12 protein-coding genes are annotated in these 13,525 nt (G+C 68.9%); 5 read left to right on the top strand and 7 right to left on the bottom strand.

Annotation, left to right across the window (positions count from 1 at the left end):
• A partial coding sequence (locus tag VF697_RS02095) for a hypothetical protein (RefSeq protein WP_331091745.1) occupies positions 1-753 on the top strand: 753 nt, incomplete at its 5' end.
• Positions 754-1,039: 286 nt separating this feature from the next.
• On the opposite strand, the gene VF697_RS02100 is transcribed toward VF697_RS02095, so the two are convergent.
• Positions 1,040-1,588 carry a hypothetical protein gene (locus VF697_RS02100; protein WP_331091747.1) on the bottom strand — a complete coding sequence of 183 codons (549 nt, stop codon included), beginning with the start codon at positions 1,586-1,588 and terminating at the stop codon, positions 1,040-1,042.
• Positions 1,589-1,760: 172 nt separating this feature from the next.
• Between VF697_RS02100 and VF697_RS02105 the strand changes: the two genes are divergently transcribed.
• Positions 1,761-2,801 (top strand): hypothetical protein, encoded by a 1,041-nt coding sequence (locus VF697_RS02105; protein WP_331091749.1) that lies wholly within the window; start codon positions 1,761-1,763, stop codon positions 2,799-2,801.
• Positions 2,802-3,552: 751 nt separating this feature from the next.
• Positions 3,553-4,767, top strand: a complete 1,215-nt coding sequence (locus tag VF697_RS02110) for a M57 family metalloprotease (protein ID WP_331091751.1) — start codon at positions 3,553-3,555, stop codon at positions 4,765-4,767.
• Between the two features lie 176 nt (positions 4,768-4,943).
• On the opposite strand, the gene VF697_RS02115 is transcribed toward VF697_RS02110, so the two are convergent.
• A complete protein-coding gene (locus VF697_RS02115) occupies positions 4,944-6,095 on the bottom strand; it encodes an RtcB family protein (RefSeq protein ID WP_331091753.1) in 1,152 nt (383 codons plus the stop codon).
• Entirely contained in the window at positions 6,092-6,445 is a 354-nt protein-coding gene (locus tag VF697_RS02120; protein ID WP_331091755.1) for a ribosome-binding factor A, read from the bottom strand. The genes VF697_RS02115 and VF697_RS02120 overlap by 4 nt, the downstream gene beginning before the upstream one ends.
• 323 nt (positions 6,446-6,768) lie before the next feature.
• Here VF697_RS02120 and msrB point away from each other — a divergent pair, with 323 nt between their 5' ends.
• On the top strand, positions 6,769-7,191 hold the full coding sequence (gene msrB, locus VF697_RS02125) for a peptide-methionine (R)-S-oxide reductase MsrB (RefSeq protein WP_331091756.1): 423 nt from the start codon (positions 6,769-6,771) through the stop codon (positions 7,189-7,191).
• A 12-nt stretch (positions 7,192-7,203) separates the two neighbouring features.
• Here msrB and VF697_RS02130 read toward each other — a convergent pair whose 3' ends face one another.
• The 4 genes from VF697_RS02130 to VF697_RS02145 all read right to left on the bottom strand — a co-directional run bounded on the left by VF697_RS02130 (position 7,204) and on the right by VF697_RS02145 (position 12,348).
• Entirely contained in the window at positions 7,204-8,250 is a 1,047-nt protein-coding gene (locus tag VF697_RS02130) for a polyprenyl synthetase family protein (RefSeq protein WP_331091758.1), read from the bottom strand.
• Positions 8,247-9,032, bottom strand: a complete 786-nt coding sequence (locus tag VF697_RS02135) for a hypothetical protein (protein WP_331091760.1) — start codon at positions 9,030-9,032, stop codon at positions 8,247-8,249. The genes VF697_RS02130 and VF697_RS02135 overlap by 4 nt, the downstream gene beginning before the upstream one ends.
• A complete protein-coding gene (locus VF697_RS02140; protein ID WP_331091762.1) occupies positions 9,029-11,197 on the bottom strand; it encodes an NAD(P)-binding protein in 2,169 nt (722 codons plus the stop codon). Before VF697_RS02140 ends, VF697_RS02135 begins: the two co-directional genes overlap by 4 nt.
• A 92-nt stretch (positions 11,198-11,289) precedes the next feature.
• The gene (locus VF697_RS02145) at positions 11,290-12,348 is read right to left on the bottom strand and encodes a saccharopine dehydrogenase family protein (protein ID WP_331091764.1); all 1,059 of its coding nucleotides are present in this window, start codon (positions 12,346-12,348) and stop codon (positions 11,290-11,292) included.
• Positions 12,349-13,130: 782 nt separating this feature from the next.
• On the opposite strand from VF697_RS02145, the gene VF697_RS02150 reads away from it, so the two are divergent.
• On the top strand, positions 13,131-13,525 hold a 395-nt coding region (locus VF697_RS02150), incomplete at its 3' end, for a hypothetical protein (RefSeq protein WP_331091766.1).

The following is a 13,525-nucleotide window of genomic DNA, read 5'->3' on the forward strand; positions in this document are numbered from 1 at the left end:
GCCAACGCCTTCTTCGACTTCACCTCGTCCGACGCGTCGGTCGCCTCGGTCAACAGCAGCGGCGTCATCACCGGCGTGAAGGAGGGCGGCCCGGTGACCATCTCCGCCACGTTGGGGGGCGTGGCGGCCAGCGGGTCCTACACCATCACCGTCACCGGCGTGCCGGGCCAGCCCAGCACGCTGCCTCCCGCGCCCTCCCATCCGGCCGGGGAGTCCGTGTACTCGCTCCACAGTTCCGTGACGGGCGGCTACACGAGCACGGTCTCCGACCAGAGCAGCAAGGTCGACACGTGGCGGACGGGCTGGAGCACCGCGTCTGGTGGGGCGACGTTCGACATCAACACCGCCGCGGGCAGTGCCTCCCCCCGCAAGTACGTCTTCACCAACTCGGCGACCTACGTCGGCATCGAGTTCTACGGCACCGCCGGTGCCAACCAGATCGACGCGGCGGGACGGGGGCTCACCAAACTGCACCTGGACCTGTGGACGCCGGACAACACGACCAACTTCCAGGTGAAGCTGGTCGACTTCGGGGCCAACGGCGTCTTTGGTGGCGGCGACGACACCGAGGGGACCGCCACCCTCACGGCTGACTCGACGCCGCCGCTCGCCACCGGAGCCTGGCTGTCCTATGAGCTGACGCTGTCCAGCGACTTCCGGGGCCTGGCGAACATGCGCCACCTGGCCCAGATGGTCCTGGTCGCGCCCAACGGTGGCACGATGTTCCTCGACAACATCTACTTCCACCCGTAGCGAGAGACACGCCGGCCCAAGCGGCCCTCCAGGAGGGGGGCCGCAGGGGGGCGTGGGCTTCTGGGACATCGTTACTGCTCACGTCGCGATCACCAACATCCGCAATCCCGTGGACAACATCATCGCGGGCGTGCGCTACGCCGCCGAGCGGGTACGGCTCGGTGTCCAACGTGCCCGGCATCCAGGCGCTCGACAGGGGTCAAGCCCACGTCGGCTACTGATGCGGCTTCGATGGCCCAGGAACCGAAGCGGGAGACGAAGGAAGTTGCGCTGGGGCGGGCCGCTCCTAGCCGCAATCACAGACGTAATGGTTGGGCTGCCCCAGCACCCAGGTGGAGCGGAGAGAGCACCGCTCCGGGCACGCCTCCACGAGCTTGTAGCGCAGGGTCGTCTCCGTGGAGCAGTCGGCCTCGGGCCATTCAGAGAACTCCGTGCCCGGAGCGCACCCCGCCAGCCCCGTCCAGCTCTGCCGGTAGCGGATTTCCAAGGGCTCCTGGTCGCTGAGCCACTCCAGCGAGCTGTGCTCCACTCCCGTGTCACACCGGGGGGGCTTCACCTCTTTCGTGAGGCCGGTGGTCTCGGGAACGGTCGGTTGCCAGTAGGCCCAGCTCTGGGCCTGCGTGTTCCAGACCTCGCCCACCGGGATGGTGATGGCCGGGCCTTCGGGCCGCAGCTCAATCGAGGCCTCCCCCAGGTCTCCGGACAGGCGCGCCGGAGTGCAGGAGTCCGACACCTTCACCGCCTCCAGTTGGTAGATGCCGCGCCGCACCTGTGACTCCCCCCCGCAGGCCACGGCTCCCACGCCCACCAGCAGCACCATCGACGCTGTCTTCATGGTTGTCCCCCGCCGCGCCGGAACTGGCGCGAGCAACATCGGGCCCCGACGCGCGGGCGCGAGGATTTATTCACATCTCTCTATTCCTGGGTGTCGTTGTGTCACGTCGAGCACGGATGCTAGGTTCCGGGCTCGCGCAGGAGTCGCGCGCAACCGCGACAGGGGGAACACGATGCCGAATCCGAACTGGATGGCGAACATCCCGAACAACAACCTGCTGCTCCGGCAGATCATGATGCCGGCGAGTCACGACGCCGGAGTCTCCCTCGTTCACAACGCGCCGAAGGGGCTCGGTGGCCTCGCCAGCGCCGGCAGATACATCTGCCAACAGTTCGACATCGCCGGTCAGTTGACCGCGGGCGCGAGGTTCTTCGACGTCCGGTTCGAGATGCGGGCCGGCGTCCCGACGACGGTCCATGCGTTCGCCGGGGCCGGTGGTTGGGGCGAGAACGCAGCGAGCATCTTCCAGGCGCTCGATGCGCACCTGGCGGCGAACAACCAAGAGTTCGTCATCATGCGCGTCTCCCACACCGATGCGGCGGCCGGGGCGGCCGTCTTCGCGGCCCAGCAACTCCACCTGAACGCGGCGCGCACCTACACGACGCCCACCATGCGCGGCCTCGCGAACACGAGGATCCGGGACCTGAGGGGAAGGGCGATCATCGCCTATGACTCGGGGGCGATCGCGAACCCGAACCCAGCGAACGGGCAGATGAAGTTCGCGAAGGCCGAGAAGGCGACGAGCCGCGCTGGGCTCCTCACCTGCGGCGAGTACCCCAACTCAGACGACATGGCGCTCATCAACTACAAGTCGGTGAAGCGGACCCTCGAGCACAAGAACCGCGCGTGCAACGCGCACGGCCACGGCGATCACCTCTTCATGCTCTACTGGCAGATGACCGGCGGCAACGTGCAGCAGAACACGACGCAGGGCGGCCTGCCGCCGAACGTCATGGTCTCGGCGCTCAACACGAACAACGGCACTCACTACAACCTCATGTTCTTGCTGACGTGGCTGCGCGGCATCGTCGGCGGAACCGTCAACCACGGCGGCAGCGTCCAGAACTATCCGTTCGGCACCGACAACCAACGCGTCAACTGGATGCCGAACATCATCAACCTGGACTTCATCAACGACACTGTCTGCGACCGGATCATCGCCTTCAACCAGTTCAACCTGACGCAGGCGGGGCTCTGGATCAACGTGCCGTGAGGCGTCACCTGCAACGCCGAGCCGAAGAGCGGCCCGGAATGTCAGACGACGCGTAGGGAGCAAGCCCCCTCCAGGCCGTCCTTCGCGCGCGTCACGTGGTGGTCCGCGTCCTCGAAGGACAGGGCGAGCACGTCCAGCAGGGTCACCCGGTGCGCTCCGCGTCCACCCCCCGGCCCCCCTGGGGGTTCCATCCATCGGAGGCAAACCCACGTGCGCATCCATCGAAGGTAGTTCGTCCTGGCCATCACCGCGGTGCTCGCGGCCCGTCTCGCATCGAACTCGCCCCGGCGAACACCAGCCCTTCCAGCAGGCGGTGCCATCCGGCGGTTGCGACATCCCGCCCCCTCCCAGCAGCCCATTCCGACAGGTTGAACGTGCGGTCCTGAACGGTTCCCGGCAACGCAAGCACAGCCGCGCCGGGCCCATCTGTCCGCGCGAGCACGAGAGGCCCGGACCCTCGGGCTGGGCAGGCACGGCTGAGATGGGAGTCGAGGACGCCTCCACCGCCATCACAAACAGCGCCCGAACACTCCTTCTGCCCGCTGGCGTGAGCGCCGGCCAGGGAACTCCATCCCTTGCAGCAAGGAAGGTGCACGAGGACATGACTCACTCGATGCGTGGGGGGAGCTGCTCGGCCCCGCGAAAGTAAGCTCGGGACGAGCCGTAAACCCTCTCATTCCGCGCCGGGAGCAGACCGCTGCCGGTGGGCGAGAACCTGTGAACCAGTACTTCATCCAAAGGAGCAGACGTCATGAAGAAAGTGCTGTCCCTTGTGGTGTTTGCACTCGCCTGTGGGCCTATCGAGAAGGCCCCACAGGGAGAGACGTGGGAGCAGTTCGAGAAGCGTGCGACGCGCGTGGTGGACGGTCAGGTCATGTACATGGTGGAGTGGGACCTCGCGGTCTCCCACGACGAGCTGCGCGCCTATTATGACGCCAACATCGCCGCGGGCGACTCCTCCGAGAGGCTGGGCAAGGCAGGGCAGCCGCTCATCGTCAACAGGGTCAACGGCAGCGACGACATCTGGAACAGCACCCAGCGGCACAACCTGCGCTACTGCGTCTCCAACGAGTTCGGGAGCCTGAAGGATCGGGTGCGCTCCGAGATGTGGGCCGCCACCGCGGCGTGGGAGGGCGCCGCCAACGTGCGCTTCGTCTACGATGCCGCTCAAGATGGGAACTGCACCAACGCCAACCCCAACGTTCTCTTCTCGGTCCGGCCCTGGACGAGCGATGGCGCCTGCGCCTTCTTCCCCGTGAGGGGCGGCTGCGTGCACAGGACGCTCGTCATCAACTACCAGAGCTTTCCCAACAACTGGACAATCGGCATCCTGCGGCACGAGCTGGGCCATGTGCTGGGCTTCCGCCACGAGCACATCCGGCCCGAGAACGGCAGCTGTGGCACGGAAGATAGCTCCTGGCGAGTGGTGACGTCCTATGACCGCCCATCCATCATGCACTACCCCCAGTGCAACGGAGTCACCAGCACCTGGGCGAGCCCCTGGCTGCTCACGGCTCTGGACAGACAGGGTGCCGCCAGCCTCTATGGGGCTGGGACCACGCCAGCGGGCACCAATGCCATTGACCGCTCGGACTTCTTCGTCCGGCAGGCCTACCGGGATGTGCTTGCGCGCGAGCCTGACTCCGGAGGGTTCACGAATGGAGTCAATTGGTTGCAGGCGTGCAATGGGAATCAGGATTGCTTGTCCAGGGCCCGCGTCGACTTCACGCGGTCTCTCTTCGAGTCTCCAGAGAACCGGAGGCTGCACCCGGAGCTGGACCCGGGCTCGCCCAATTACAACGCAGCCTACGTCACCCTGTGCTACACGACCTTCCTCCGGCGCCAACCGGATTCAGCGGGTTACAATTGGTGGCTGAACACGCTGAACGCCTCCGGTGACTACCGCGCAATCATCAGCGGCTTCATCAACTCCTCCGAGTATCGCCTTCGTTTTGGCCCGCAGTAGGTCCAAGGCCGGGCAGGGCCCCCGGTCCTTCCGGGGGCCTCGCCCTCGAGCTCAAGGAGAGCCCGCCGAGGAAGGGGACCTTGGGCATGCCTGTCCAGGCCGCTCTCCCATGAGGGGCGCGACAGGGGCACCAGGTCTCTTGGTGGTTTCCGGATTCCCGCCGCCTCCATGGCTCCTCAGCCCTTGAGCACGGCGATGGGCGTGAGCCGCAGGACGGGCGTCACCAGTTCCGCCTCGTCCTCCAGCACCTCCGCGATGTCGCGGTAGGCCGCCGGTGCCTCTTCCACCAGATCATCCACCCGGCCCCGGTCGAACACCACCCGGCGCAGCGCGTGCTCCAGCGCCGCCGGGCGGATGCTCTTCCGGGCCTCCCCGCGCGTGAGCACCCGGCCCGCTCCGTGCGAGCAGGAGCCGAAGGCCCGCGGCTCTCCCCTGCCCTCTACCAGGTACGAGGCCGTCCCCATCGAGCCGGGGATGATGCCCGTCTGCCCTGGCGCCAGCCCCACCGCGCCCTTGCGGTGGACGAGCAGCACCCGGCCCAGGTGCGTCTCCTGCGCCACGTGGTTGTGGTGGACATCCACGCCCGGCTTCGGCTCGCACCCGAGCGCCTCGGCCAGCACCTCCACCGCGCGCGCCGCGATAGTGTCGCGGTTGGCACGGGCGAAGCGGCAGGCCCACTCGATGTCCGCGAGGCAGGCGGCGCCCTCGGGCGTGTCGGTGCGCAGGCCCGGCAGCAAACCCTCCCCCTTCGTGGCCGCTACCCGCAGGTGGTGTGAGGCGATGGCCCCGCCAATGCCCCGCGAGCCCGTGTGGATGAGCAGCCACAGGTCTCCCCCGGCGTCCCGGTCCAGCTCCAGGAAGTGGTTGCCACCCCCCAGCGTGGCGAGATGCCTCGGCGCGAGGCGCTCCCAGTCCTTCTGGAGCCGGTGGGTGGAGAGGAGTGCCGTCTGGAGCTCGGGCGGCAGCGGCAGGCCCGCCCCCCGGTGGAGGGCATCCCCCACCGGCACCCCGCGGGCCAGGGCCGCCAGCAGCCGTTCGAGCTCCCCCCTCCCGAGCGACGCGGCCGGGAAGGCGAAGCGGTGGGCACTGACGCCGCACCCGAGGTCCCCTCCCAGCGCGCCCGGGACCACGGTGCGCTCGGTGGCGAAGACGGTCCCCACGGCCACGCCCTGCGAGACGTGGACGTCTGGCATCGCCGCCACGTGCTCCACCACGTAGGGCTGGCTGGCGATGTGCTGGAGCTGCTTCACCGCTCCCGGTGGCACCTCGCGCGCCCAGGCGAGGATGGGAAGGGCCCCCGGCGGGCTCTCGAGCACCCGGGGCATCATGACTCACCCCCTTCCTCGTCCGGCACCATGCCGGGTGCCACGCCCACGCAGACGAAGCGCAGGTTCGGCACGCGCTTGAGGTTCAGGCCGAGCGCGAGCTGCGAGCGGATGAAGCCACTCGCGCGCTCGAGGGCCTCCTCCACGGGAGCGGGCCCGGACTCCTGGCGCTCGGGAGGAAGGGTGAAGCCTATGCGAGCATGGCGGCCGTCCGGGGACAGCTCGAGCGTCGTCACCACGACGCCTTCGAGCAGCGGGTCGGACAGCTCGCCTCGGAACAGGAGGGACACCTCCTCGAAGAGGGCGGACTGGACGCGCAGATGGCGCGCCGGAATGGACGTTTCTTCGGACAAACGCGAACGGCGATGCTTCGAGCTCATGGAGCGAACGGTTCCCTGGATTCAGGAGAAGACGAAGCTCCACGTCGGCGCGCGAGCGCCGGAGTCAGCGGGTCCGTTCAACGAGGAGACGGAACGCGCCCGGTCACACGGTCGGCGACGTGGAGAGACCCGAGACACCGTTTCGCACACGTCCCATGGCACACCTCCCGCCGCGCAAGCTGGAGTCCGCGCGAGCCGCGCGCCCAGGATGGGCACGCACCGTCCATGTGTCAACGCCCTGGCGCCACCCCCTCGGAACGATTGAACCCGAGGGCGACGGACAGCAGGATGTCGGCATGGTCGACAAACTGGTCCTCAGTGACGAGGAATGGCGGAAGCGTCTGACACCCGAGGAATACCAGGTGCTGCGGCACCACGGCACGGAGCGTCCCCACACCGGCTGCTTCGTCGGCACGAAGGACCCCGGGACATACGTCTGCGCCGGCTGCGGCAACCCGCTCTTCAAGGCGGGCACGAAGTTCGAGTCGGGCACCGGCTGGCCCTCGTTCACCCAACCCCTCCAGGCCGACTCGGTGACCGAGTACCGGGACGTCTCGTACGGAATGGTCCGCACCGAGGTGCGCTGCGGCCGATGTGATGGCCACCTGGGACATGTCTTCCCCGATGGTCCGCCGCCCACCGGGCTGCGCTACTGCATGAACTCCGTGGCGATGAAGCACGTGCCGGAGGGCCAGCCCTTCCAGCTCGTCACGAAGTGAGCGACCCGCGTCTCAGTTCCGCTCGATGACCCAGGTGGGCAGGGCCTCCAGGAAGGCCCTGTCCGGCGAATCCGGCAGGTCGGCGAAGGCCAGCGAGAACTCATGGAGGGCCGCCCCGGCCAGCCCGTGGGCCACCTGTCGCGCGTAGTCGATGGACCCATACCGCTCCATCCGCTCGCGGATCCACTGGACCTCCTCCACGGTCCGCGCCGCTCGCGGCATCCCGAGCACACGCGTGAGCCGCTCCCGCTCGTCGGAGGTCGCCGCGTTGAGCAGGTGGATGAGCATCAGCGTGCGCTTGCCCTCCCAGAGGTCACCGTTGAGCTCCTTGCCGTAGCGCGCCGCATCCCCCACGAGGTTCAGGAGGTCATCCTGGATCTGAAAGGCGGCGCCCACGAAGAAGCCAAAGTGGAGGTAGCGATCCAGGTCCACACCGTCGCGCGTGCCGATGAGGGCCCCAATGCGCATCGGGTAGATGGTGGTGTACCAGCAGGTCTTCTTCAGGACCATGCGCAGGTAGTCGGACTCGCCCAGGTCCACGGTGTTGTGCTGGCGCCACCACAGCTCGAGCGCCTGGCCCTCGACGGACTCGCGCGCCATCCGCTCCGCTTCCTCGAGGACCCGCAGGGCGAGCCGCGAGCCCAGCGTCCCCACGTTGTCGATGAGCGGGCGCAGGCTCAGGACGGCCAGGGCATCCCCGACATTGATGGCCAGGGGCGCCCCATGGCTCAGGTGCAGGGTGGGACGGCCCCGGCGCTCCTCGCTCTCGTCCTCCAGGTCGTCGTGGACGAGGAAGGCGTTGTGGAGGAGCTCGAGCGCCACGGCCGAGTTCAACGCATCCGTGGGGTGGGCACCGAAAGCACGCGCGGTGGCCAGGCAGAGGCTGGCGCGGAGCACCCGGCCTCCCCGCTCGGGGTAGTCCGAGACGAGGTCGTAGAAGGCATGGTGGGATTGCCTGTCACGCAGGTACTCCCTCATGCGCGCCCGCGCGGCGGTGCCGTACTCCTCGAGCCTCTCCCGCACCGAGGGGGCTATGGCGGACGCAGTGCCTCCCATCATGGCGAGGGAATCCGCACGGAGAGCGAGCCGCGCGGGAGGCTCGTCCGAGCATCGAGGATGAGGCCGCTGTAGACCCCGGGAGGGTGGTCGTCCGGGACGTGGATATGGAGGCAGACGCGCTCCTCGTCCGGCAGGCCCTCGAGCTTCACTCCCGTGAGGCGCGGCTTGTCCGGCTCGGGGGCACGCAGGTCATGGACCACGAGCGACAGGCTCGGGGAGCGCGCGCGCAGGTCGACCGAGACCTCGACGCGCCGTGACGACTCGATGTCGAGGGTGATGGCCAGGGGAGCGGCCCCCTGAGGCTCCGGTGGCGCTTCCTTCGGGGCCTCGTGGGAGCGCGGGGCTCCGCCTATCGGGAAGGGGCCCGCCGACCCCGAGGGGGGCGCGAAGCCCGGAGCGGGCGCGGCGCCTCCCCCAGCGCCTACCCGGCCCATCATGTCCATCCACAAGCTGGCGAAGTCCGAGAAGCTCCGGAGCATCGCCCCCAGGCGGTTCTGGAGCCCGTCATCGGCCGGCCCGCCCCCGCCCCCCACGAACGGGCTTCCCATCGTGCGCGCTACGTTCTGGCCCTGGCGCAGGTACTCCTCGATGACCCGGTAGCCCATCTCCACCCCTTGGGCGACAGGCTCACCCGCAGGCGCGCCCCCCGGTGGAGGCGCGCCCGGGGAGGCCTGGGACGGACCCGCGCCCGGAGTCCCGAACAGCTGGCCCCAGTTGCGGATGGGCTGCGTGCGCGGCAACTCCGGCTTCCGTACTCTCTCCCGAGGCTCCTTGTCGCTCATGGGTGATCAAACCCCACGATGTCCTCGAGCCGAGGCGCGCCCGAGATGGCATGGGCCGCCAGCCGTCCCGACATCACGGCGGCCTCGACACAGCCCTGGTTGAAACCACAATCCGTCCAGTCTCCCGCGACGGTGAGGTTGTCGTAGGTGTCGTCGAGCGGCGAGATGCGGAACTTCTGACTGCCGGGCAGCGAGAGGGTGTAGCGCTCCGTGGGGCTCACGTTCGCGGTCCAGTACTGCGAGGAGAAGCGGGCCTCGCCCTGGCCGCGCTCGCCCTCGCCCGGCGGCTCGCGGGGATCCACGAGCAGGTCCCACCGGAAGTCGCCCGAGGCCCCACGCGCCCGGGGCCACAGGTGGACGATGTCCCTCTGGAGGAAGCGGACACAGTTGCGCCGGACCCGCTCGTGCTGCTCGTCGGGGAAGGCGGGGCGGAGGCGCTCCGCCTCGGGAACGTCCGGCAGCACGCTGCAGAAGTAGGCGATGGCCCCCGGTGGCCGGGGCCAGCTCTCCTCCGAGGCCAGATGGGACATGTCCGCCCAGGTGTCGAAGGGCTCGACGAAGCCGGAGATGTTGACGGGTGGCTCGGTCCAGCCGAGCTCGTCCATGCCCGTGCGCAGCCAGAGCTGAAAGGCCTGGGTCGGCACGGTCTTGACGCGCTCGACCATGGCACGCCAGCGCGGGTCCCTCTCCACCAATCCCTTGCAGGCATGGCGGATGGCCCCACCTCCCACCGCGAGGATGACGAGGTCGAAGTCCTCCCCCATCCGCAGCGTCCGCGTGCCCGCGTTGCGCCGGTCCCAGTGGCACTCGAACTTCCACCCCTCCCGCTCGAGCCGCTCGCCGTCCACCAACTGCCGGTAGTCGGGCGTCGCGGGCCAGCAGGGCAGCCCCCGCACGTCCACGAGGGGCTGATACTCCCCTCCCCCCACCACCTCGGCCTGCACGTCGAACTCGAGGGCCTCCACGTAGGGGCGCTCGCCCGGTGCGAGCCGCTCGGGCGCGACGAGCTTCACGTCCTCCAGGCGGTGGAAGAACGCGAAGCGGGCACCCCGCCGCTTGAGCACCTCGTAGAAGGGAGCGAAGACCACGTCTCCCATCCCCGAGCGCATCTTCCAGAAGAAGGCCCCCCGGTAGGTGAGGAACGCGCGGAACGCGCCCCGCAGGCTCTGCCCGGCGGCCACCCGGGGCCTGTTCACATCCCCGTCCTCGTAGGCGAAGGCCAGGTCATAGAGCGCCCGGATGAAGGCGCTGTTGATCGCCCCCTCGGAGGCCCCGTTGAGGCGCAGCCACTCCCGGCAGTCATAATCGTCGATGGCGTCGAAGCCTCTCGGATCCGTCAGCAGCCGGAAGCGCAGCCCCCCGCGCACGACCGCCAGCAGCAGATCGACGATCTCCCAGACCCGGCGCAGCCTGTCGTCGGTCTGGATCAATCTCTCGAACTGGCCGCGCAGGCCGGCCGCCACCGCGTCATGGAAGCGCAGGAGTTGATTCTCCGGAAAGCGGCGCAGCGTTCCCAGGGCGACCTCCATCAACCCCAGGGCCTCGACCACCGCGGCGAGCGTGGCGAACTGCCCGTACTTGAGCAGGTTCGACATCGACTCCAGCAGCGCCTCCGGGGTCCCCACTCCCGTCGGGGCTCGCGGAGCCCCGGGGGCCGGGCCGCTGGTGGGCTCCCGCACCATCAGCGCGAGCAGCGTCCGCACCAGCTCCAGGCTCCTGGCCAGGTAGTCGGCGACGGTCCACCGGGGGACCTCGTTTCCAGGGTCGCCCGGCAGTCCCTCGAAAGGGGGCAGCCGCGCCGTCCAGGGAGACCAGCTCCCATCCGGTGACAGGTCCGCCACCCCGTTGAAGTGGTCCGGCGTGAAGGCATCGCGCCAGTCGGCGATCCGGCAGGTGGCCGGGTCCCGCTTCAGCTCGGCGTAACACTCCCGCATCACCCGGAACGCGTTCTCGTAGAAGCCCATCCACAGGTGGAGCCCATGCTCGTGGATGCGATCCGCCGGCCCCCGGCCCGAGGCGCCCTTGCCTCCCAACCGCCAGCCCAGCTGGTACACCGTGACTCGGTAGCGGCCCTGGAGCTCGGGTCGCGTCAGCTCGAAGGCCGCGGTGATGCCCGCGCAGCCACCTCCAATGATGGCGACTTCGATGGGGCGCTCGTCGGTCATTGCCTCGCAGTGATGAAGATAACGGCAATGCCTGTCAATCCAGACCTCGCATGACCGTCCATGCGCGAACGGCCACCCGTACTTAGGGACGGTTAGAGTTCCTCCCGGTGAACACCCGCGAACGAGAGCACGAAGTCCGGGCCGTAGACCCGGGCGGGTGTCTGGGCACCCACCTCCAGGTCTCCCGCGAGCACGCGCTCGACGATGCTCAGGCCGGTCGTGCAGCTGAACCCATAGGCTTCCGGGGTGCGCATGCGCGCGCGCGCACGCCGGCCCGCCCCGTCCTCCACCTCCGCGACGATGACGGCCTGGCGTCCGGCACGCTGCGCGTCGGTGGGCCCGTCAGGCAGCGCCCGCGCCTGGAGCTCGAGCCAGCCACGCCCCGCGTCCGTCGCGAGCAGACCGCCGAACCAGCGATTCGCCTCCACCATCATCCGCAGCGCGGGGATGGCCTCGCAATACACCTCGATGTCTGGGATTCCCGTCGAATAATACGCGGAGCCGACATCCCCCCAGCTCATGGCGAGGCTCGGGCGTGGCCCCGCGCCAAAGTCGAACTCCCGGTGGAGCGAGCCCGGCGCCACCCCGAGCAACCGCCCCCCCCGGCGGACGTGGATGGACTGCCCCGCGCCCTCGGCGAGGGTCCGGAACGAACCGCGCGAGATGACCTCGAGCCCGGAGATGCCCAGCACGAGGCGCCGGGCCCCGCGCATCCGGCGCGACAGGTGGAGCGCGAGACAGTCCGACGGGACGACGTCGAAGCCCACCCCGGGCATGAGCATCACCCCGCGCTGGCGGGCCGCCGCGTCCCGTTGGAAGACGCCCTCGATGGCCGCCACCTCTCCGCTGAGGTCGAGGTAGTGGGCGCCCGCGCGCAGGCAGGCGTCCACCATGGGGGCGAACGTCGAGGAGAACGGCCCCGCGGCGTGGAGGACGACCTGGATTCCGCGCAGGGCCTCGTCCAGGTCGGCGTCCCGTTCCAGCCGCGCCACCCGGTACTCCAAGGCAAGGTCCGAGGCGAGGGCGGCGAGCCGGGGCTCGTCGCGTCCACACAGGATGGGACGCAGCCCACGCTCCTTCGCCGCACGAGCCAGCAGCCGGCCCGTGTAGCCGGTGGCGCCATAGATGAGGAAAGGATGGGAGGTCGGCATCAGGTCACCCCCATCCCAAACTACGACAGGCCACCCGACCCGTCGCACGCCCGTCAGTTGAGAACGGGCTGGCCTGCATCATTTTGCACGGAGGTGACCTCTCGGGCAGCCGTGCCCGAGCCTGTCATGGGGGGTGAGTTCCGATGTCCACGCCGCGACGTGCCACGCCGCCTGTCCTCGAGGAGGACCCAAGCATCCATGAGTACCGAGCGGCCTTGTTCAGCGTCTTCCTGAACGCCGACCCCCAGGGGCCCCGCTTGGGTGCTCCGCATCCGGACCTGCAACCCCTCCCTCTCTCGCAGGCCATCGACCTGATCCACCGCCTTCCCACGCAAGAGCAGGAGGACGCCCTGGCGCTCGCGGACTTCAGGCTGACCTCCGCCCTGCTCATCGAGAACAGGAGGGACCTCCGTCCCCACCTCGCGAACCTGCTCGGCAGGACAGAAGCGGAGCTGACCGAGCAACGGATCGGAGGCCGGATCCAAGAGGAGATTCTCACGCCTCGAAGTGCCCCGAAGGCGTTCAGGGGCCCGGAAGCACGCGGTGGCCGGGGGACCCGCAGGCCCCGGAAAACGATCGGAAAAGTGGCTGGAATCACAGCGGGCGGGATCCGCGCATTCGATGCCCCCTCTGGCGGCCTGAGCTATGAGGATGTGAGGCAATTCACCTTTGGCCTGCGCCCTCGCCCGTCACAGCCGCCAGGGAGCACGGAGACGGGGCGCGGCTTTTCCGCCCAGAGCGCCGGCGGCCCTCGCCCACCGGGAGCAGGCACCACGAGCTTCTTGACGAAACAGCAGAGCGACGAGCTCCAGAAGAAGATCGACGCGGACTTCCAGCAGCTCGCCCTGTCCCCGCCGGACCAACCCGAGAGCAGGCTGAACCTGACGACGTTGGTCACGACGGTGGACATCCCCTCGGAGTCCAACTGCGACTTCGAGACCCTCGCAAGCACCCTCGACCCGAGGAGTTGGAAGAACTCGCCGTTCTGGCCCGAAAGCCACCGGGTGCTCCGGAGCCCGGATGGACGCGAGCTCACGCCCTTCGCGAAGACCGACGACCCACCGCTCGGCATCGGATGGAAGGGTTTGTTCTTCGAGCACGTCCGGATGAACTTGAACACGGCCACCGTGGCCTCGTTCAGGAACTTCCTCAACATCGAATTCGAGGTCGACCCGGC

It is taken from the genome of Archangium sp. (genome assembly GCF_036388035.1).
Lineage (GTDB): Bacteria > Myxococcota > Myxococcia > Myxococcales > Myxococcaceae > Archangium.

What these genes read in the sequence shown, in the direction of transcription:
- VF697_RS02100 (WP_331091747.1), bottom strand. Translation starts at nt 1,588, where the DNA reads ATGAAGACAGCGTCGATGGTGCTGCTGGTGGGCGTGGGAGCCGTGGCC.
- VF697_RS02105 (WP_331091749.1), top strand. Translation starts at nt 1,761, where the DNA reads ATGCCGAATCCGAACTGGATGGCGAACATCCCGAACAACAACCTGCTG.
- VF697_RS02110 (WP_331091751.1), top strand. Translation starts at nt 3,553, where the DNA reads ATGAAGAAAGTGCTGTCCCTTGTGGTGTTTGCACTCGCCTGTGGGCCT.
- VF697_RS02115 (WP_331091753.1), bottom strand. Translation starts at nt 6,095, where the DNA reads ATGATGCCCCGGGTGCTCGAGAGCCCGCCGGGGGCCCTTCCCATCCTC.
- msrB (WP_331091756.1), top strand. Translation starts at nt 6,769, where the DNA reads ATGGTCGACAAACTGGTCCTCAGTGACGAGGAATGGCGGAAGCGTCTG.
- VF697_RS02130 (WP_331091758.1), bottom strand. Translation starts at nt 8,250, where the DNA reads ATGATGGGAGGCACTGCGTCCGCCATAGCCCCCTCGGTGCGGGAGAGG.
- VF697_RS02135 (WP_331091760.1), bottom strand. Translation starts at nt 9,032, where the DNA reads ATGAGCGACAAGGAGCCTCGGGAGAGAGTACGGAAGCCGGAGTTGCCG.
- VF697_RS02140 (WP_331091762.1), bottom strand. Translation starts at nt 11,197, where the DNA reads ATGACCGACGAGCGCCCCATCGAAGTCGCCATCATTGGAGGTGGCTGC.
- VF697_RS02145 (WP_331091764.1), bottom strand. Translation starts at nt 12,348, where the DNA reads ATGCCGACCTCCCATCCTTTCCTCATCTATGGCGCCACCGGCTACACG.